The sequence below is a fragment of the Corynebacterium sphenisci DSM 44792 genome, assembly GCF_001941505.1.
Taxonomy (GTDB): Bacteria; Actinomycetota; Actinomycetes; order Mycobacteriales; family Mycobacteriaceae; genus Corynebacterium; species Corynebacterium sphenisci.
The window spans coordinates 1,036,453-1,051,907 of the sequence record NZ_CP009248.1 but is presented as its reverse complement, the minus strand read 5'-3'; the positions used below and the strand labels follow the sequence as shown (position 1 = coordinate 1,051,907).

28 protein-coding genes are annotated in these 15,455 nt (G+C 75.6%); 3 read left to right on the top strand and 25 right to left on the bottom strand.

Going from position 1 to position 15,455, the window contains the following annotated elements; translation table 11 throughout:
• Positions 1-199: 199 nt before the first annotated feature.
• The 21 genes from CSPHI_RS12235 to CSPHI_RS04735 all read right to left on the bottom strand — a co-directional run bounded on the left by CSPHI_RS12235 (position 200) and on the right by CSPHI_RS04735 (position 9,408).
• Positions 200-532 carry an HNH endonuclease gene (locus tag CSPHI_RS12235; RefSeq protein ID WP_211274686.1) on the bottom strand — a complete coding sequence of 111 codons (333 nt, stop codon included), beginning with the start codon at positions 530-532 and terminating at the stop codon, positions 200-202.
• Positions 522-764: a hypothetical protein gene (locus CSPHI_RS04825; RefSeq protein ID WP_075691747.1), complete on the bottom strand. Its 243-nt coding sequence runs from the start codon at positions 762-764 to the stop codon at positions 522-524. Before CSPHI_RS04825 ends, CSPHI_RS12235 begins: the two co-directional genes overlap by 11 nt.
• A complete protein-coding gene (locus CSPHI_RS04820) occupies positions 757-1,470 on the bottom strand; it encodes a helix-turn-helix domain-containing protein (protein ID WP_075691746.1) in 714 nt (237 codons plus the stop codon). The genes CSPHI_RS04825 and CSPHI_RS04820 overlap by 8 nt, the downstream gene beginning before the upstream one ends.
• An 11-nt stretch (positions 1,471-1,481) precedes the next feature.
• Positions 1,482-1,694 carry a hypothetical protein gene (locus tag CSPHI_RS04815; protein ID WP_075691745.1) on the bottom strand — a complete coding sequence of 71 codons (213 nt, stop codon included), beginning with the start codon at positions 1,692-1,694 and terminating at the stop codon, positions 1,482-1,484.
• The gene (locus tag CSPHI_RS04810; RefSeq protein ID WP_075691744.1) at positions 1,691-2,317 is read right to left on the bottom strand and encodes a hypothetical protein; all 627 of its coding nucleotides are present in this window, start codon (positions 2,315-2,317) and stop codon (positions 1,691-1,693) included. Before CSPHI_RS04810 ends, CSPHI_RS04815 begins: the two co-directional genes overlap by 4 nt.
• A complete protein-coding gene (locus CSPHI_RS04805; RefSeq protein WP_157118483.1) occupies positions 2,314-2,550 on the bottom strand; it encodes a hypothetical protein in 237 nt (78 codons plus the stop codon). Before CSPHI_RS04805 ends, CSPHI_RS04810 begins: the two co-directional genes overlap by 4 nt.
• Positions 2,547-2,822 carry a hypothetical protein gene (locus tag CSPHI_RS04800; protein WP_075691742.1) on the bottom strand — a complete coding sequence of 92 codons (276 nt, stop codon included), beginning with the start codon at positions 2,820-2,822 and terminating at the stop codon, positions 2,547-2,549. The genes CSPHI_RS04805 and CSPHI_RS04800 overlap by 4 nt, the downstream gene beginning before the upstream one ends.
• On the bottom strand, positions 2,819-3,289 hold the full coding sequence (locus CSPHI_RS04795) for a hypothetical protein (protein WP_075691741.1): 471 nt from the start codon (positions 3,287-3,289) through the stop codon (positions 2,819-2,821). The genes CSPHI_RS04800 and CSPHI_RS04795 overlap by 4 nt, the downstream gene beginning before the upstream one ends.
• A 24-nt stretch (positions 3,290-3,313) precedes the next feature.
• Positions 3,314-3,781 (bottom strand): hypothetical protein, encoded by a 468-nt coding sequence (locus CSPHI_RS04790; protein WP_075691740.1) that lies wholly within the window; start codon positions 3,779-3,781, stop codon positions 3,314-3,316.
• Between the two features lie 11 nt (positions 3,782-3,792).
• Entirely contained in the window at positions 3,793-4,491 is a 699-nt protein-coding gene (locus CSPHI_RS04785; protein WP_211274685.1) for a pentapeptide repeat-containing protein, read from the bottom strand.
• A gap of 13 nt (positions 4,492-4,504) precedes the next feature.
• Positions 4,505-4,768 carry a hypothetical protein gene (locus CSPHI_RS04780; RefSeq protein ID WP_075691739.1) on the bottom strand — a complete coding sequence of 88 codons (264 nt, stop codon included), beginning with the start codon at positions 4,766-4,768 and terminating at the stop codon, positions 4,505-4,507.
• On the bottom strand, positions 4,761-6,401 hold the full coding sequence (locus CSPHI_RS12645; RefSeq protein ID WP_084210253.1) for a RusA family crossover junction endodeoxyribonuclease: 1,641 nt from the start codon (positions 6,399-6,401) through the stop codon (positions 4,761-4,763). The genes CSPHI_RS04780 and CSPHI_RS12645 overlap by 8 nt, the downstream gene beginning before the upstream one ends.
• 9 nt (positions 6,402-6,410) lie before the next feature.
• Positions 6,411-6,638: a hypothetical protein gene (locus CSPHI_RS04770; RefSeq protein WP_075691737.1), complete on the bottom strand. Its 228-nt coding sequence runs from the start codon at positions 6,636-6,638 to the stop codon at positions 6,411-6,413.
• Complete coding sequence (locus tag CSPHI_RS12005; protein WP_157118482.1) at positions 6,635-6,784, bottom strand: hypothetical protein; 150 nt, start codon at positions 6,782-6,784, stop codon at positions 6,635-6,637. The genes CSPHI_RS04770 and CSPHI_RS12005 overlap by 4 nt, the downstream gene beginning before the upstream one ends.
• A complete protein-coding gene (locus CSPHI_RS04765; RefSeq protein WP_157118481.1) occupies positions 6,784-7,083 on the bottom strand; it encodes a hypothetical protein in 300 nt (99 codons plus the stop codon). Before CSPHI_RS04765 ends, CSPHI_RS12005 begins: the two co-directional genes overlap by 1 nt.
• Entirely contained in the window at positions 7,080-7,403 is a 324-nt protein-coding gene (locus CSPHI_RS04760; protein ID WP_075691735.1) for a hypothetical protein, read from the bottom strand. The genes CSPHI_RS04765 and CSPHI_RS04760 overlap by 4 nt, the downstream gene beginning before the upstream one ends.
• Entirely contained in the window at positions 7,400-7,687 is a 288-nt protein-coding gene (locus CSPHI_RS04755) for a hypothetical protein (RefSeq protein WP_157118480.1), read from the bottom strand. The genes CSPHI_RS04760 and CSPHI_RS04755 overlap by 4 nt, the downstream gene beginning before the upstream one ends.
• 8 nt (positions 7,688-7,695) lie before the next feature.
• Positions 7,696-7,953 (bottom strand): helix-turn-helix domain-containing protein, encoded by a 258-nt coding sequence (locus CSPHI_RS04750; protein WP_157118479.1) that lies wholly within the window; start codon positions 7,951-7,953, stop codon positions 7,696-7,698.
• A 185-nt stretch (positions 7,954-8,138) separates the two neighbouring features.
• Complete coding sequence (locus CSPHI_RS04745) at positions 8,139-8,357, bottom strand: hypothetical protein (protein ID WP_075691732.1); 219 nt, start codon at positions 8,355-8,357, stop codon at positions 8,139-8,141.
• Complete coding sequence (locus CSPHI_RS04740) at positions 8,354-9,088, bottom strand: hypothetical protein (protein WP_157118478.1); 735 nt, start codon at positions 9,086-9,088, stop codon at positions 8,354-8,356. Before CSPHI_RS04740 ends, CSPHI_RS04745 begins: the two co-directional genes overlap by 4 nt.
• 86 nt (positions 9,089-9,174) lie before the next feature.
• Complete coding sequence (locus tag CSPHI_RS04735; RefSeq protein ID WP_075691730.1) at positions 9,175-9,408, bottom strand: helix-turn-helix domain-containing protein; 234 nt, start codon at positions 9,406-9,408, stop codon at positions 9,175-9,177.
• Between the two features lie 211 nt (positions 9,409-9,619).
• Between CSPHI_RS04735 and CSPHI_RS04730 the strand changes: the two genes are divergently transcribed.
• Genes CSPHI_RS04730 through CSPHI_RS04720 form a run of 3 tightly spaced genes read left to right on the top strand, consistent with a single transcriptional unit; the run spans position 9,620 to position 11,664 of the window.
• Entirely contained in the window at positions 9,620-10,027 is a 408-nt protein-coding gene (locus CSPHI_RS04730) for a helix-turn-helix domain-containing protein (protein WP_075691729.1), read from the top strand.
• Positions 10,028-10,081: 54 nt separating this feature from the next.
• Positions 10,082-10,483, top strand: a complete 402-nt coding sequence (locus tag CSPHI_RS04725; protein ID WP_075691728.1) for a hypothetical protein — start codon at positions 10,082-10,084, stop codon at positions 10,481-10,483.
• On the top strand, positions 10,480-11,664 hold the full coding sequence (locus CSPHI_RS04720; RefSeq protein WP_075691727.1) for a tyrosine-type recombinase/integrase: 1,185 nt from the start codon (positions 10,480-10,482) through the stop codon (positions 11,662-11,664). The genes CSPHI_RS04725 and CSPHI_RS04720 overlap by 4 nt, the downstream gene beginning before the upstream one ends.
• A 175-nt stretch (positions 11,665-11,839) precedes the next feature.
• On the opposite strand, the gene coaD is transcribed toward CSPHI_RS04720, so the two are convergent.
• From coaD to CSPHI_RS04700, 4 genes are all read right to left on the bottom strand, one after another.
• Complete coding sequence (gene coaD, locus CSPHI_RS04715; RefSeq protein ID WP_075691726.1) at positions 11,840-12,319, bottom strand: pantetheine-phosphate adenylyltransferase; 480 nt, start codon at positions 12,317-12,319, stop codon at positions 11,840-11,842.
• The gene (rsmD, locus tag CSPHI_RS04710; RefSeq protein ID WP_075691725.1) at positions 12,316-12,939 is read right to left on the bottom strand and encodes a 16S rRNA (guanine(966)-N(2))-methyltransferase RsmD; all 624 of its coding nucleotides are present in this window, start codon (positions 12,937-12,939) and stop codon (positions 12,316-12,318) included. Before rsmD ends, coaD begins: the two co-directional genes overlap by 4 nt.
• The gene (locus CSPHI_RS04705; protein ID WP_075693741.1) at positions 12,936-13,160 is read right to left on the bottom strand and encodes an acyl-CoA carboxylase biotin carboxyl carrier protein subunit; all 225 of its coding nucleotides are present in this window, start codon (positions 13,158-13,160) and stop codon (positions 12,936-12,938) included. The genes rsmD and CSPHI_RS04705 overlap by 4 nt, the downstream gene beginning before the upstream one ends.
• Before the next feature lie 105 nt (positions 13,161-13,265).
• Complete coding sequence (locus tag CSPHI_RS04700; RefSeq protein ID WP_075691724.1) at positions 13,266-15,455, bottom strand: ATP-dependent DNA helicase RecG; 2,190 nt, start codon at positions 15,453-15,455, stop codon at positions 13,266-13,268.

Sequence of the window (15,455 nt, the reverse complement as noted above, 5' to 3'; positions counted from 1 at the left end):
CCCGGTGCCGGCGCCCACGGGGTGAGCGACGTTCCAGGTCGGGGCGCGATGTGACACGCTCTCCAGGCATCCCTATACCGGGAGGGGGGAGGCCCGTTGATGAGGGGGAGTCACCCCCCACCCGGGGCCCCGAGGGTATCGCGGCGCCCGGCGCGACGGCGCGATCTTCGGCTGCGTATTCATCTGCTGCATATCAGCGTCACCAGTGGAGCAGGGTCGGTGGATGCGCGCGTGCGCGTGCTCGGCGGCCGTCGCCGCGGCCGGAGTTGCAGCGCCTGTGCGCCGGCTCGGCGGGCCCGTCGATGTCGCCGCCGCGCGATAGCGGCGTGAGGTGGTCGAGGGTGAAGGCGTCGCGGTGGCCGGGCGGCAGCGCCATGTCGATGGGCTCATGGCAGATCCAGCACACGGCGGCGGAGGGGTCGCGCTCGGCTTTGGCGCGGGCGCGCTTGACCCGGGTCTTCCACCGCCAGCTGTCCATCCTGGGGTTGGTGGAGCCGGCGGCCGCGGCGCGGGCGTGGCCATCATGCGGCATGGCCACCGCCTCCCCCGTCGGGCAGGTGCTCACCGGGGTAGTGGCCGGTGGCCCTCTTGTGGAGGAGGTTGCAGTAGCCGCGGGCCCGGGTGCCCAGGTGCGGGGTGAGGTGCATCACGCAGCGGGTCCAGTCCCCCGGCGTGCCCCAGGCGATCTTCACCGAGCCCTCGCCGTGCAGCCAGTACTGGCGCAGCCGCTCGGCGCCGCCGTCGCCCGGCCGGTAGTCAGCCATGTCGGTCTCCTCTCGTTTGGTCTTCGATGCTGCCCGGGGCGGCGGCGCAGGCCGGCCATCGCCCGGCGCGGTATTCGCGCAGCCTGTGCTTGAGGGTGTGGCCGTGGGTCTCGGGCCGGGCCCGGGGGTCGTCGATGAGGTCGGGGTCCCACTCCATGGGCAGGGGCCACATGTGCTCGGCGACGGCGGGCGTGGGCCGGCGGACGGGGTCGGCCTGGTGGTCGAGGAAGAACCGGCGGATCGCCTCGTGGGTGCCGGCGGTGACGCGGCGCTGCTGCCCGGCGGTGGCGCGGTAGATCACCACGGCGTGGACCCCGGTGGCGGTGGCGAGGTCGGCTGCTCGCCAGCCGGCGGTGCGCAGCGCCCGCAGCCGGCGGCGGGTGCCGAGGGCGTCGACGAGGGTGCGGGGCTGGTGCCGGAGCTCGCCGGCGGGGTCGGCGAGGACCGCGGTGAGCCGGGCGGCGGTGACCGCGCGCACCCGGGGCCGGTGGCCCTGGCGCAGCTGCTGGACGGTGCGGCGGTGCATGCCCGCGGCCGTGGCGATGTCCTGATCGCTCCACCCCTCGGCGTGGAGCCGGCGCAGATCGTCGGCGATGCGGCCGGCGGCGACCAGCCCCCGGCTGGCGGCGAGGTAATGCGGCTTGCACAGGCCACCGCTGTGCGGCCGACGGCCGCACCTCGGCCTGGTGCACGTCCCCTCGCCCATCGCGGTCCTCCTCACCCCAGGTCCAGGTCCAGCCAGTCGTCGGCGTAGCGCGAGGCGATGGTGCCGCCGCGGCCCAGCCGCGCGGAGAACAGCACCGCCCCGGCCACCGGCAGCACGGCCTCGACCACCCATGGCCGGCCGGACGGGTGCTTGAGCCGCATGCCCGGGGTGAGGTCGCGGGCGCGGACCCGGGTGGGCGCGGGGAACAGGCCATCCTGGGTCATCGCCGGCCCCCTTCGGAGCGCGCCGCCGGGTCGTCGATGCGCGCCGGATCCCACTGCATCGGCAGGGGCCAGCCGCGCCGGGCGATGCGGGGCGGCACCGGGCGCACCGGGTCGGCCTGGTGGTCGAGGAAGAACCGGGCGACGGCGAGGTGGGGGCGGGCGTGGACCGTGGCCCGGTCCTCCTCGGTGGAGAGGCTGTAGACGGCGCCGCGGGTGATGCCGGTGGCTTCGGCGAGGTCGGCGGGATCCCAGCCGGCGGCGCGCAGCGCCTGGAGCCGGCGGCGGGTGCCGAGCACCGGGACGCAGGTCGTCGGCGCCAGGGCCGCGGCGTCGATGGGCCCGTCGAGGAGCCGGCGCAGGCGCGCCGCCGTCGCGCCGTAGACGCGGGGCCACCGGCCGGACAGGACGGTGGTCAGCGACGCCTCGCACACGCCGGTGTAGACGCTGAGCGCCTTGATCGTCCACCCGGCGTCGGTGAGCTCCCGCAGCCGGCGGCGGTAGGGCCCGGCGTCCTCGGGGGCCGGCCAGGTGCGCTGGTAGTGCGGCCAGCACATCCCGCCGCGGTAGGGCGCGCGGGTGCACCGGGGCCGGGCGCACTGGCGGGTGGCCACCGCGGCGGTCATCGCGGGCCTCCCTTCCGCAGGACGCGGTCGAGGTCGGTGAGGAAGAGCGCACCCTGCTCGCACCGGGGGCACAGGTCATGGCTGGCGCGGCGCACCCAGCCGGCGGGCATGACCTGCGGGAAGGCGATGGCCATGGTGATGCGTACCTCGCCGCGGTGCGGGGTGGCGGGCAGCTGGTCGCGGTTGTCGGCGGTGCAGCCGCAGATGTCGCAGGTGAAAACCGTATGGGTCATCCGCATGGCGGCGGCTCCTCTCCCGGGATGGCGAGGAGGCCCTCGACCAGGAGGCCGAGAGCCAGGCGCCGGAGGTGGTCGGCGCAGTCCGGGCAGCCGCGCCACCCGGCTGCGACGACCGGGCACTGGGGGTCGCCGCACTCGCCGGCGCAGCAGTGGCCGCAGGACGCGCCCCGGCCGGCGAGCGCGCCGGCGACGCGGTCGATGAGGCTCTGGGCGGCGGCGCGGCCGGTGGCGGTGGGGGCCCAGCCCTCGGGGTGCGGGGTGCTCATTGGCCGGCCTCCGGTCCGGGGACGCCGGGGATCGGGCCGGAGCGGACGCCGTCAAGGGAGATCTTCATGGCCAGGTGGGCGAAGCCCTCGAAGACCTCCCCGATGTCGAGGTCGGGGTCGGGATCGGTCCAGCAGACCGCGGCATCCAGGTGCCGGCCGAAGGCGCTGATGAGCTCGCTCGGCACCAGCCGGGGGGCCCTGCGCACCGCGGCGCAGGTGTCGATCATCGCGGCGGTGACCCGGCGGTGGGTCGCTGCCACCTCGGCTCGGTCGCGGCCCGTCAGCTCGGCTTCCCTGGCCTCCATGACCGTGGTGATGTGGCGGCAGGCGCCGGCGATGCCGGAGATCCCGGTGGTGAGCCAGGGCACGTGCCGCATGGCGTCGCCCAGGTCCATGTCGAGTGCGCTGAGGGCATGGGTCATGAGCAACCAGGACAGGCCGTCCTCGACGGTGAAATCGGGGTTCATGATGGTCCTCTCGGGTAGGGGTGGTCACCGGGCGACGGCGGCGCCGGGCGGGAGGTGCGAGCCGGCCTCATCGCCCCAGGCGACGCTGGCGGCGGACAGGTAGTCGTCGAACACGCGGCGGGTCTCCGCCCGGGTGCGCAGCACCTCATCCTGGGAGGCGGCCACCAGCATCGACCGGAGGCGGTTGAGGTGATGGTTCGCGGTGGCGGCGGCGCGCACCCGCTCGTCGGCCTGTGGCCCGTCGAACACCGCGGCGCAGGCGGCGAAGGACGAGCCGCCCCACACCGACACCAGCGGCAGGGAGGCCCGCAGCCACCGCTCACCGGTGGTCATCCTCACCTGGGTGGCGCTCACCCGCTCCACGGTGGCCCGGTGGACTTCGGCGGTGGCAGCGTCGCCGGCGGTCAGGAGGTGCTGATGCAGGTAGGCCAGGGTGTCGCCGGGCCGGATGGTGTCGGTGGTGACGATGGCCAGGTGGTCGCGGTCGGTCATGGCGGGGTCTCCTAGTCGGTGGCGGGCGGGAAGTGGGGGCCGGGGTGGGCGGCGATGAAGCTCTCCGCGAGCTCGATGGTGGCGGCCGTGAGCAGCGGGCGGCGCCGGGCGCGTTCGGCGGCGGCGCACCCGGAGGGCCAGTCGTCCCCGGCGATGAGCTCGCGCAGCTCATCGGGGGTGCCGGTCCAGCAGCCGATGGACAGGCGCCACCCACCCGGCGTGGGGCACAGCACCAGGTGACCGGACGGCAGACCGTTGATCGAGAGCACCGGAAGACCCAGTACGTCGTGGAAGTTCGCGCCCGTCAGGGTGGCCAGGGTGAGATCCGCGCCGGTCAGGTCCACGTCGCGCAGGTCCGTGCCCCGCAGGTACGCGCTGTGGAAGTCCACGTTCCACAAATCTGCGCCGTGGAGGTCCGCGCCGCCTAGGGCCGCTTTGGACAGGTCCGCGCCGATCAGGTCCGCGTCGCCTAGGGCCGCGCTGGACAGCGTCGCGCCGTGCAGATTCACGCCGCGCAGGTCCGCGCGGCGCAGGTCCGCGCGGTACAGGTCTGCGCGGTACAGGTCTGCGCCGCGCAGGTCCGCGCGGTACAGGTCTGCGCCGCGCAGGTTTGCGCCGTGGGCTTGAATGCCGCGCAGGTCGGGGCGCTCGCCCTCCTCCCGGGCGCGGGCGACGGCAGCCTTGATTTGGTCGGCGGTCATCGTGGTCATGGTGGGGGTCCTTTCAGGCGGCCGCGAGGATGCGGCGGATGTGGCGTGGGCTTGTGCGGTAGGCGCGGGCGAGGTGCTCGGCGAGGGCGGTCCCGTGGAAGCCGAGGTCCTGGAAGTGGCCGGCCTCCTCGGCGACGCGGGCGGTGATGGTCTGGGGCCGGGGGTCGACGAGGGCGGCGACGGCGGACCAGGTGTCGACCTCGGCGGGCTCGAAGCCGTCGTGGGGGTCGACGCGCCAGCGGCCGTCGGCCAGGCGGTGGATGGTCAGCTCAGGCATCGTGGGGCTCCTCCGGGCCGTCGGCGGGCAGGCTGTCGCGGAGGTCGTCGAGGACCCGCAGCGCGTCGGGCAGCGCCGCGGCGATGCGGCTGCGGCCGCCGGCGGCGGTGAGCGTGATCTCCGCGCCGGGGCTCTCCCCGGGCCGCGCCCGGCGCTTGGTGGCGGTGATCGCGACGACCTGGGAGTCGTCGCGCAGCGCCGGCCCGGTGAGCCCGTCGAAGATTCCGCGCAGCAGCTTGTCCAGGTCGGGGCGCTCCACCATCGGCGGGGCGGGCCGGTCGCCCATGGCCTTGGTGCGCGGCATGCGGAAGACCACGGTCATGGCCACCGGCCCGTCGAGAGGCCCGTCGGGGTGGGCCACGGCGGCGCCGGCGGCGACGGCGGCGCGCCACGCGGGCAGGTCCTTGGAGGACTCGCACAGCACGGTGCGGCGGGCGCGCCGGGCGCCGGCGGCGCCGGCTGCGTAGCGGCGGCCGGTGGAGGTGGTGACCTGGCGGGCGATCTTGGAGCCCTGGGGTCGGGGGGTTCCGGGGATGAACATCGCGCCTCCTAGGCGGGGTTCGTGGCGGCTGCACCGGCCGCTCGCGGGGTCTCGGGGGTCGGTGCGGGGTCGTGCCGGGGGGGCGGGGTGCTCGTCGCCGCTGTGGCCCGCTGAGCGCCGGGCGAGGTGCTCGGCGCGCCAGCGGCGCAGCGCCTCGGGGCTCAGGTCCTCGGGGCCGTCGGGGCCGCGGCGGTGCCGGGTGGCGCGGGCGCGCTGCTTGGCGGCGTCGATGATCGCGGTGTTGCCGGCGGCGTCGTGGGTGCACCGGATGGCCGGCTCGACGGCGGCGCCGGAGTGCTGGTCGATGATCCAGCCGGCGTGGTCGCACAGCCGGCAGGGGCCGATGGCGGTTTCCCGGGCGCGCATCTCCTCGCGGGCCCGGGCCTCCGCGGCGGTGCGGGCTGCCATCGCGGCGCGGCGGGCGGCGGCGCAGCCGCCGCATGGCGGTGGCGCGTCGACGGTGGCGTGGGTGGCGCAGCGGGCCAGGCTCGGCTCCTCGACCCACTCCGGCGGCAGCGACGCCGCAGCGGGGTCGGCGGCCGGCGGCGGTGACGTTTCGCGCGCGCCCGCGCCAGCACCTTCCCTGACCTGAGTAAGCCCCTCCTCCCTGTTCCCCTGTTCCCCTGTTCCCCTGTTCCAGCGCCGAGTTTCCGCCGAGGGTTCGGGGGATTCCGCCGAATCCTCGGCGGACTCCCCCGAAGGTTCGGCGGGATGGGGGTTGACCAGCCACGACGTGACGTCGATTTCCTCGCCGTCCTCCGGTGCGGGGTAACGGCTGGCCTTCGAACGCTTGTCCACTTTCTGGTGCGCCTCCCACGACGGGATGGCGTAGTAGGAGCGGCCGGCGACGCGGTAGAACCTCACATCGAATGCTCGGTGGATTTCCCCGAGTCCTCGGCGGAAATCTCCGACCGTCATGTCGTCGTCGTGCGGGAAAGCGAATCCCATCAGCTCTCGCGGCTCGCAGGTGCCGCGACCGTAGTCGTCGGCCCAGGTCCACATGGCGATGAAGAGGAGCCGCCACATCGGGTCGAGTCCGGTGACGCCGGGCGAGGACCAGAACTCGGGCTTGATGGTCCGGATCCGGGGCATCGTGGCCTCCTAGGGGGTCGTGGTGGGGCAGGGGGTGTCGCCGGGGCCGTGGTCGGCGGAGGGCGAGGGCGGGCAGTCGGCGGTGGCCACCGGGGGCCGGCCCGGCGCGGCGGGCGGCGTGGTGTGGCGCCCGGGTAGTCCGGTGATGGTGAGCGCGGCGAGGAGCAGGATGAGCATGGCGACTCCGGTGGCGGCGATGGCCCCGAGGGCGCAGCCGAGGGCGTTGTGGGCGGTCATCGGGGCGTCCCCGGGTGCTCGGGTGGCCAGATGTCGGCGAATTCGGCGTCGGCGCCCGGGGCGGGGCCAGGGCGGGTGCGGAGGGCGCACAGCAGCAGTGCCGCGCCGGCGAGGGCGGCGGTGGTGCCGCGGGCGGTGGTGGCCATCAGCAGACCTCCAGGATGTCCATGCGGGCCTCGCGGGCGGGGATGTGGCCGGGGTCGAGGCGACGGCGCAGCTCGTCGGCGTGGCCGGCGGCGCCCCCGCGGGCGATGTCGGCCAGGCTCGACCAGCCGGCGGTGCAGCCGACGGTGGGGTAGTCGTCCAGGCATTCGCCGCGGATGCGGCCCTCGCGCAAGCGGTTGTAGCAGGGCTTGCACAGGCCGCGGGCCTCATGGACCTTGGTGCGGGTGCACCGGGCGCACGGCACCAGCACATGGCCGCGCTTGCCATTCCTCCAGCTCACTGCTGCTCCTCTGCGGTGATGATGCGCACGTAGAGCCGGCGGGTGAGGCCATCGCCCTCGGTATGGGATTGCAGGTGGAGGCCGCGGGCGGTGAGGTGGGTGCGGACGCCGACGAGGAGGTGGGTGCACCGGGATTCCCAGGCGCCGGGGGTGTCGATGGGGCCGATCTGGCTGACGTCGATGAGCGCCCATCGGCCGGGCTGACCGGCGAGTGCGCTGGCGACGCCGCGGTAGGTGGCCAGCAGGTGCGGGTCGCGGCGGCGTGGCCGGGGTGCCGCCGGGGGCCGGGTGGGCTCCTGCCAGGTCAGCAGCGCGGTCATGACGCGATCCCGGCGAGGGTGTGCGCGTCGGCGGCGATCATCAGCGCCCAGAGGGCGAGGATGACGGCGGCCGCGGCGAGCAGCAGCGCCCACCTGACCAGCCGCTGATCCGGGGCGGCCGGGGCGCGGTGGCGGGCCGGCGGCGCCGCGGCGGCGGTGGCCATGCGGGGCCGTGGCGCGCCCGGGCGGGCCGGACGGCCGGCGGGCCGGGTGCGCGGCGGGTCGAGGACGTCGGCGGCGCGGGCCACGGCGAGCAGGTCGGCGCGCGGAGTCCGCGGGGGCATGGGGGTGGTCACTGGCGGTCCCTCCAGGAGTCGAGGTCGCTGCGCCGGATGAGGATCCGGCCGGCGACGCGGTAGTGCGGGATGGGGTCGTGGGCGCGGCGGGCGAGCTTGTAGACCATGCCCGTGGAGACGCCCAGGTAGGCGGCGGCGTCCCGGACGGGCATGCCCGGGCTCTGGACGGCGGCGGTCATGATGTCCTCCGATCTGGTCGTGGTGTCGTGGGTGGCGCGCAGCCCCACCGGCCGCTGGAAAGTGGCAGCGGCCACGGGGGCGGGGCTTACCGCCTGCCCATGCGGCTTGACGCGCCTGTGCCCCGGCCCGGAGTCGAACCGGGCGCTCACCCGCCGGGGCGGGGCTACGCTATGCACTTATTGGAACTGTTGTGCGAATCATCTGGTGGTGTGGCCCCTCGGGGCCCGGGATGGGGCGGCCTATCCGCCCGGGTGCGCGCTCAGGTCGGCAGCACCCCCTGCATCGCCACCCGGGCGGCGTCGACGAGCCTCTGGAGCTCCGCCGGGTCGGAGACCCGCAGCGCCCCGATGAGGAGCACCGGTTCCTCGCCGTCGACCACCACCCGCAGGGTCTGCAAGCAGGGCTTGAGCACCCCGCCGGCATGCCCGACCTCCGCGGCGAGCACCCCGCCGTCGTGGAGCACCTCGCGGCCGCTCATGACGCCTCCCCCGCCGCCACTGGGCGCGCCGTGGCCTGCCCCCAGGGAGTCGTCGGCGGCACCCCGCCCAGCTGCTCCACCAGCGCCCGGCGCGACTCCTCATCCAGCACCAGGGTCAGCGGCTCCGCGGACGCCTGCTCGAAGACGACCACCGTGCGGGAGTGCACCTCGAACCGGGCGCCGGCCTCCCCGGCGACCCACACCCGGGAGCCGGCCCGGGAGCGCGCCGGGGCGAACTCGACCCGCTCCACCTCCGCGGCGGGGCCCGGGGGCTCGATGAGCCACCGGCCGGTGCGGGCCAGCACCTGCGCCAGCTGCTCATGCGGCACCGCGTACACCGCCGAATACCCCGCATCCGCCAGCTCATCGACGGCATCGGCGAGGTCCACCGCCCCCGACTCCGGGCGCAGGGTCGGATCCGCGATGAGCAGCTCCCGCAGATCCCGGATCATCTGCCGGCGGGTGACCTCGTCCACCACCGGCCGCGCCAGCGGATGGGTCACCACCAGCCCCACCGGCCGCCACGGAAGCTCGCGCACGGGCACGGCCTCATCCTCGACGCGGTAATCCTCCGGATCCGACAGCCGCACCGCGTACGGCTGCAGCAGGCGGTAGATCTCCCGCATCTCCAGCCTCAGCTCCTTGACCTCTTTCTCGCCGAGGACGGCCTCCAGGTCCACGGTGATCGCGTCGGGCTCGGCGTCGGGATGCCGGATGAGCTGGACGCGCATGCGGCGGCTGATGGGGCTGTCCTGGGGGGTGGTATCCTGGTTGCTGGCGTCGCGCTGCATCGCGGCGCCTCCTTTCGTGACGGGGGCTAGAGGGTGACGGGGGTCGGGGGTACAGGCTCCAGGCCGGCGGTCATGGAGACCGCGGCGGCGTGGAGCAGGTCTACGGCGACGGGGAGCGACGGCTGCTCGCCGCGGCGAATTCGGGAGATGGTCGCGGCGGTGACGCCCAGCCGGGCCGCCAGCCGCTCATCGCTGCTCACATCCAGCCGCTCCCGCGCCCGATCTACGACCTCGGGCCTCACTCGGTACCGACTGCTCATCGGGTCCCCTTCCCCGCCGCGCTCCTAGCGCTTGGTAGTGGCTCTCAATGTCCGGTACCTAAGCTTGGCCGCTCTCCTAGCTATTGTCAACCCTTTTTCCCAATCTTGTCAGGAATTCTGGATGCCATGACATGCCTATATAGCCTCTGAACAGCGCGTTCACCTCTAGGCCATGTTTGCACCCGCAGGATTTCTCGCATACCTTGGCAGCATGAGCACCCACCAGAGATGGTTTGACGACCTCACCGACCAGGCCTCCAGGAAGTCCGCCGCCGAGCGCGCAGACCTCCCCGTCAGCACGCTGAACTTCCAGTACAAGCGCGGGGAGTTCTCCGCGGACGTCGTCGTCGCGCTGGCGCGGGCCTACGGCGTCAGCCCGATTGTGGCGCTGGCGCGCACGGGCTTCATCACGCCCGATGAGGTCGTCAAGGGCGGTGCCTCCGAGGCCCTCCAGCTCGCCAGTGACATGGACCTCCTGGCCGAGGTGGGCCGCCGGATCAAGGCCAGCCGTGCGGTCTGGGACATGCCCCTGGACAAGGCCCTGAGCCTCCCCGAGCAGGACCCCGACTACTTCGAGCGGGTGGCGGAGACCGGGCCGGAGGACGACACCGAGCCGTAGGCCGGCGGCCGCGTCCCCGCAGGCAACCCGACCCCGATCCGTGAAAGGCACGCCATGACCGACTCCCCCGCCCACGGGTGGGCGCGCTACGCCCAGGCGCTCATCCGCGGGGACTCCTACGCCTCCGCCGCCCGGCGCGCCGGATTCGACAAGTCGGCGTTCAGCCGATGGCAGCAGGGCAAGCGGCCGGATCCGGTGTGCGCGGTCAAGCTGGCCCGCGCATACGGCGGTGACGTCCTGGAGGCCCTGGTGGCCGCCGGGCTCATCACCGCCGAGGAGGCCGGGCAGCCGCAGATGCGGCCGGCGCGGATGCTGCGGGAGGCCGAGCGCCTCGCGGATGGGATCCGGGCCGCGGCCGGCGCGCAGGAGTCCGCCACCGCGGCGCTGCGCAGCCTCCTGGAGATTCCCGAGGTGCGCGGGGCGCTGGTGGCCTCGGGCGAGGAGGCGGGGGCATGAGCGTCCAGCGCCGGGTGCGCGGCGGGCGGGTGCGGTTCATCGGCCGGTACCGGGGCCCGGACGGCCGGGAGCGCTCCCGGACCTTCGAGCTGCGCCGTGATGCCGTGGCCTGGGTGGCCAAGCGCGAGGCCGAGGTCAGCGCCGGCGACTGGCTGGACCCGGATGGCGCGGCGATCCTCATCGAGGACCTCGCCGCGGCGTGGGCGGCGCAGGCCTCCACGCGCGGCACCCGGCAGATCCGGCAGCAGGTGGAGCGCAACCTCGGCTCCCTGCGGGGCACCCCGATCGGCCGGCTCAGCCCGCCGATGATCCGCACCTGGGTCTCCGAGCTCTCCGAGGGCCGGCCGTGGAAGCCCGGGTGCCGGGGCCTGGCGCCGGCGACCGTGTCGTCGCTGTCGTCGCAGCTGCGGGCGATGCTGCGGCAGGCGGTCGAGGACCAGCTCATCCGCCGCAACCCCGCGGACGGGGTGCGGGTGCCGCGGCCGGCGACGGCGATCACCTGGCGGGAGCTGCCCACCGCCGAGGAGGTCAACGCGCTCATCGCCCTCGCCCGGGACGGCGGGCCGCGCAAGCTCGACGCCGAGGGCCGGCGGCAGTGGGTGTGCGCGAGCCCGGACATGGCGCTGGCGGTGCACCTGATGGCCACCACGGGCATGCGCACCGGGGAGTGCTGCGGCCTGACGTGGGCGGCGGTGGACTGGGAGAGCCGGCGGATCGCGGTCATCGCGCAGGCCGACCTCACCGGGCCGGGGCTGCGGGAGCTCAAGACCGGCGCCGAGGGCCGGCGGACCATCACCGTCGATGAGCGGACGATGGAGCTGCTCGTCGAGCACCGGGAGCGCCGCCGCGGCTCCGAGCGGGTGCTGCTGAGCAGCGCCGGCCACCCGCTCATCGCCTCGGTGACCGCCGTGAAGTTCCGGGGGATGTGCCGCTACCTCGGCCTGCCCGCCGCCATCACCCCGAAGAGCCTGCGGCACTTCCACGCCACGACGCTGCTGCGCGCCGGGGTGCCGGTCAAGACGGTCCAGCAGCGTCTGGGCCACGCGACGGCGCGGATGACGCTGGACGTGTATGCGCACGTGCTGCCCGAGGATGACGAGCCGGCGGCGGCGGTGGTAGCGGGAGTGCTCTCTGCTGCGGGACCAGTGCGGGACCAGCCCCGGAGGCTCCGAGCGCTGTAGAGGCGAACCCCCTGGTCAAATGGATTTCCGGGCCAGGTGGTCAAAGACGCGGTACATGATCCGGATGGTACGTGCGCAGCGGCGATTGGCGCGGTGGGCGCGCCGGGGGCGTGTCCCCGGCGCCGCCCGGGCGCGCCGCCCCCGCACCCGGCGGGGCGGCTCCGCGCCGGCGGGCTCAGCCGCGCCCGGCGCGCCCGCGCAGCGCCGCGGCCACCGGGTCGGGCACCAGCCCGGTGAGGTCCCCGCCGAAGCCGGCGACCTCCTTGCACAGGGTCGAGGAGGTGTAGCCGTAGCGGGGGTCGGTGAGCAGGAACATGGTCTCCACCCCGGACAGCCGCCGGTTCATCTGCGCCATGGGCAGCTCGTACTCGTAGTCCAGGGCGGAGCGCAGCCCCTTGACCAGCACGGTGATGCCGTGCGCGGTGGTGTAGTCGACGAGCAGCCCGGTCCAGGAGTCCACCCGCAGGTTGTCCAGCCCGGGGGTGGAGTCGGCGATGAGCCGCATCCGCTCCTCCGGGGTGAACATGCCCGTCTTCGCGGGGTTGTGCGTGACCAGCATGGTCACCTCGTCGAATTGGGCGCAGGCGCGGCGGGCCACGTCGACGTGGCCCATGGTCACCGGGTCGAAGGAGCCGGGGAAGCAGGCGCGGGTCATCGCGGCCCCTCCCCCGCGGCCGCCTCCGGGGCGGCGGCCGCGTCGCCGGCGGCGGGGCCGACCCAGATGGCGGTGTCGAAGCGGGCCCGGCCGTGGGTCTTGCGCTTGGCCTTCTGCACCAGCTCGGCGTAGCCGGCCGGCCAGGTCGTCGCCGGGTCCGCCGCGGAGCGCTCCACGGTGACCACCGCGTCGGCGGCCAGGGCCGGGCGCAGCGCGGCGAGCATCTCGGTGACCGCGGCGTCGGCGAGCTCGTAGGGCGGGTCCGCGATCACCCGGTCGAAGTAGCCGGCCGGGGCGCCGGCCAGGTAGGTCGAGGCGCGCATCTCCGCCAGCTCCGCCCCGGGCAGGCCGACCGCCCCGATGTTCGCCCGGATGGCGGCCGCCGCCGGGGCGGAGTCCTCGACCAGCACCACCCGCTCGGCGCCGCGGGACAGCGCCTCCAGGCCGAGCGCCCCGGTGCCGGCGAAGAGGTCCAGCACCCGGGTGCCCTCGATGCCGAAGCGCTGCTGCCAGGAGGAGAAGATCGCCTCCTTGGCGCGGTCCGCGGTGGGCCGGGTGGCGGTGCCGCGCGGGGCGGTGAGCCGGCGGCCCCGGGCGATGCCGGCGATGATCCGCATCAGCGCCCCTCCCCGGCCGGCCGGATCCGGGCGAGCACGTCCCCGCCGGCGACGTCGGCGAAATCGCCGGGCAGGGCCTCGGCGACGGTGCCCGGGCAGGGCGCGACCACCGGGGCCTCCAGCTTCACCGCCTCCACCACGGCGATCGCCTCGCCGGCGGCGACCTCGGCGCCGGGGGCGACGAGGGTGCGGGCCACCCCGGCGAAGGGCGCGTGCACGGCCACCTCGGCCGGGTCGGCGGTGCCGGCGCGGCCGGCGGGATCCTCGGGAGAGACGCTCATGGGCCCGATTCTACGGGCCCGCGGCCGCCCCGCCCGGCGGGACCGGGCTCAGCCGCGCTCGAGGTAGTCCGACTCCTCGGCGGTGATGTCCGCGGTGAGCCGCCGGGCCAGCGCCGGATCGGCGGCGGCGATCCGCTCCGCGTCCACCCGGGCGCGGCGGATGATCCGGGCGTCGGCGATGAGGTCGAGTACGCCCAGGCCGCCGCCGGCGCCGGACTGCTCCTCGCCGAGCACGTCGCCGTGCCGGCGCTGCCGCAGGTCCAGTTCGGCGAGCCGGAAGCCGTCGACGGTGGCGGCGATGCCCTCCAGCCGCTCCCGCTCCGGGGTACCCGGCTCGGTGCGGGTGCACAGCAGGCACAGCCCCGGGGCGCCGCCGCGGCCGACCCGGCCGCGCAGCTGGTGCAGCTGGGAGACCCCGAAGCTCTCCGCGCCGCGGATCATCATCACCGTGGCCTCGGGCACGTCCACGCCCACCTCGACGATGCTGGTGCACACCAGCACGTCGACCTCCCCGGCGGCGAACCCGGCCATCCGGGCCTCCTTCTCCGCCGCCGGCAGCCGGCCGTGCAGCACCCCGATGCGCAGCCCGGCGAGCTTCTCCCGCACCAGCGGCAGCACCGACTCCAGGGACTCGTCGCCGGCGACGGCCCCGTCGCCGGGGTCGCCGGCGTCGATCCGGGGGCAGACCACGAAGGCCCGGGCGCCGCCGGCGACCTCCTCCCGGATCCGGGCCCAGGCGCGCTCCGCCCAGCGCGGCTTCTCCAGCACCGGCACCACCGCGGTGTCCACCCCGGCCCGGCCCCCGGGCAGCTCCGCGAGGGTGGACACCGCCAGGTCCCCGAAGACGGTCATCGCGATGGAGCGCGGGATGGGGGTGGCGGTCATCACCAGCACATGGGGGGTGAGCCCGTCGCGGCCCCGGTCGCGCAGCCGGTCGCGCTGGCGCACCCCGAAGCGGTGCTGCTCGTCGACGACGACCAGCCCGAGATCGAAGAACTCCACCCCCTCGGAGATGAGCGCATGGGTGCCCACCACCACGTCGACCTCCCCGGTGACGATCGCCAGCAGCGCCGCCCGGCGCTCCGGCACGGACATGGACCCGGTGAGGGTGAGCACCCGGGGCCCGTCCGGGAGTTCGCCGAAGAGCCCGGCCAGGGTGCGCGCATGCTGGGCGGCGAGCACCTCGGTGGGCGCCAGCAGCGCGCACTGCCGGCCGGCGTCGACGACCCGGGCCATGGCCAGGGCGGCCACCGCGGTCTTGCCGGAGCCGACCTCGCCCTGCAGCAGCCGGTTCATCGGGGCCGTCGCACCCAGGTCGGCGTCGATCTCGGCGAGCACCGCGGCCTGGCCGCCGGTGAGCTCGAAGGGCAGCGCCGCGGTGAGCCGCTCGCGCACCCCGCCGGGGCGCGGCGGGCAGGCCGGGGCGGTGCGCCGGGCGGCGTCACGCCGGCGCAGCGCCAGGGCCAGCTGCAGCTCCAGGGCCTCGTCGTACTTCAGCCGGGCCAGCGCCGGGCCGGGCCCGCCGGCCGGCGGGAACTGCAGCCCGCGCAGGGCGGCGTCGAAGCCGGGCAGCCCCGGCGGCGGCTCCGGCAGCGGCTCCGGCTGCTCGGGCAGGGCGCGCAGCACCCGGTCCAGGTACAGCGCCACCGCGATCCCGGGCAGGCCGCGCCGGCCCCGGTGCAGCGGCAGCGCCGGGCGGTCCAGCAGCCGGCGCAGCTCGCCGACGTCCTCGGCGGCGGCGAGCAGCTTCTCCAGCCGGCCGGTGGCCGCCCGCGGTTCCCCGCCGGGGCCGAGGATCAGGAAGTCCGCGTTGGCCAGCTGCATCCCGGCGGCGGTGGCCCGGACCTGGCCGAGCACCAGCAGCCGGCTGCCCGGGCGCAGCCGGCGCAGCAGCGCCGCCTGGCCGAACACCGGCATCACCAGCTGCCGGGCGCCGTCGGTGATGTGCACCTCCCGGGGCCGGGGGCGCCGGCCCCGGCGCCGGTAGTAGCCGGGATCGCCCTCGGCGGGGTCGCGGCCCAGCCGGGTGACGGTGACCATCGCGGTGACCGTGCGGCCCTCGTCGGCGGGGCCCACGTCGAGTCCGTCGTCGTGGCCCAGCCAGCGCGGCGGCACCAGGGTGAGCAGATCCCCGACCGACTCCAGGCCGAGGGCCTCGCGCAGGGCGCGCGCGGCGGGGGCGTCGAGCACCTCGCGCAGCGGGGCGGCCGCCGCGGGCGAGCGCCGCCAGCCCAGCAC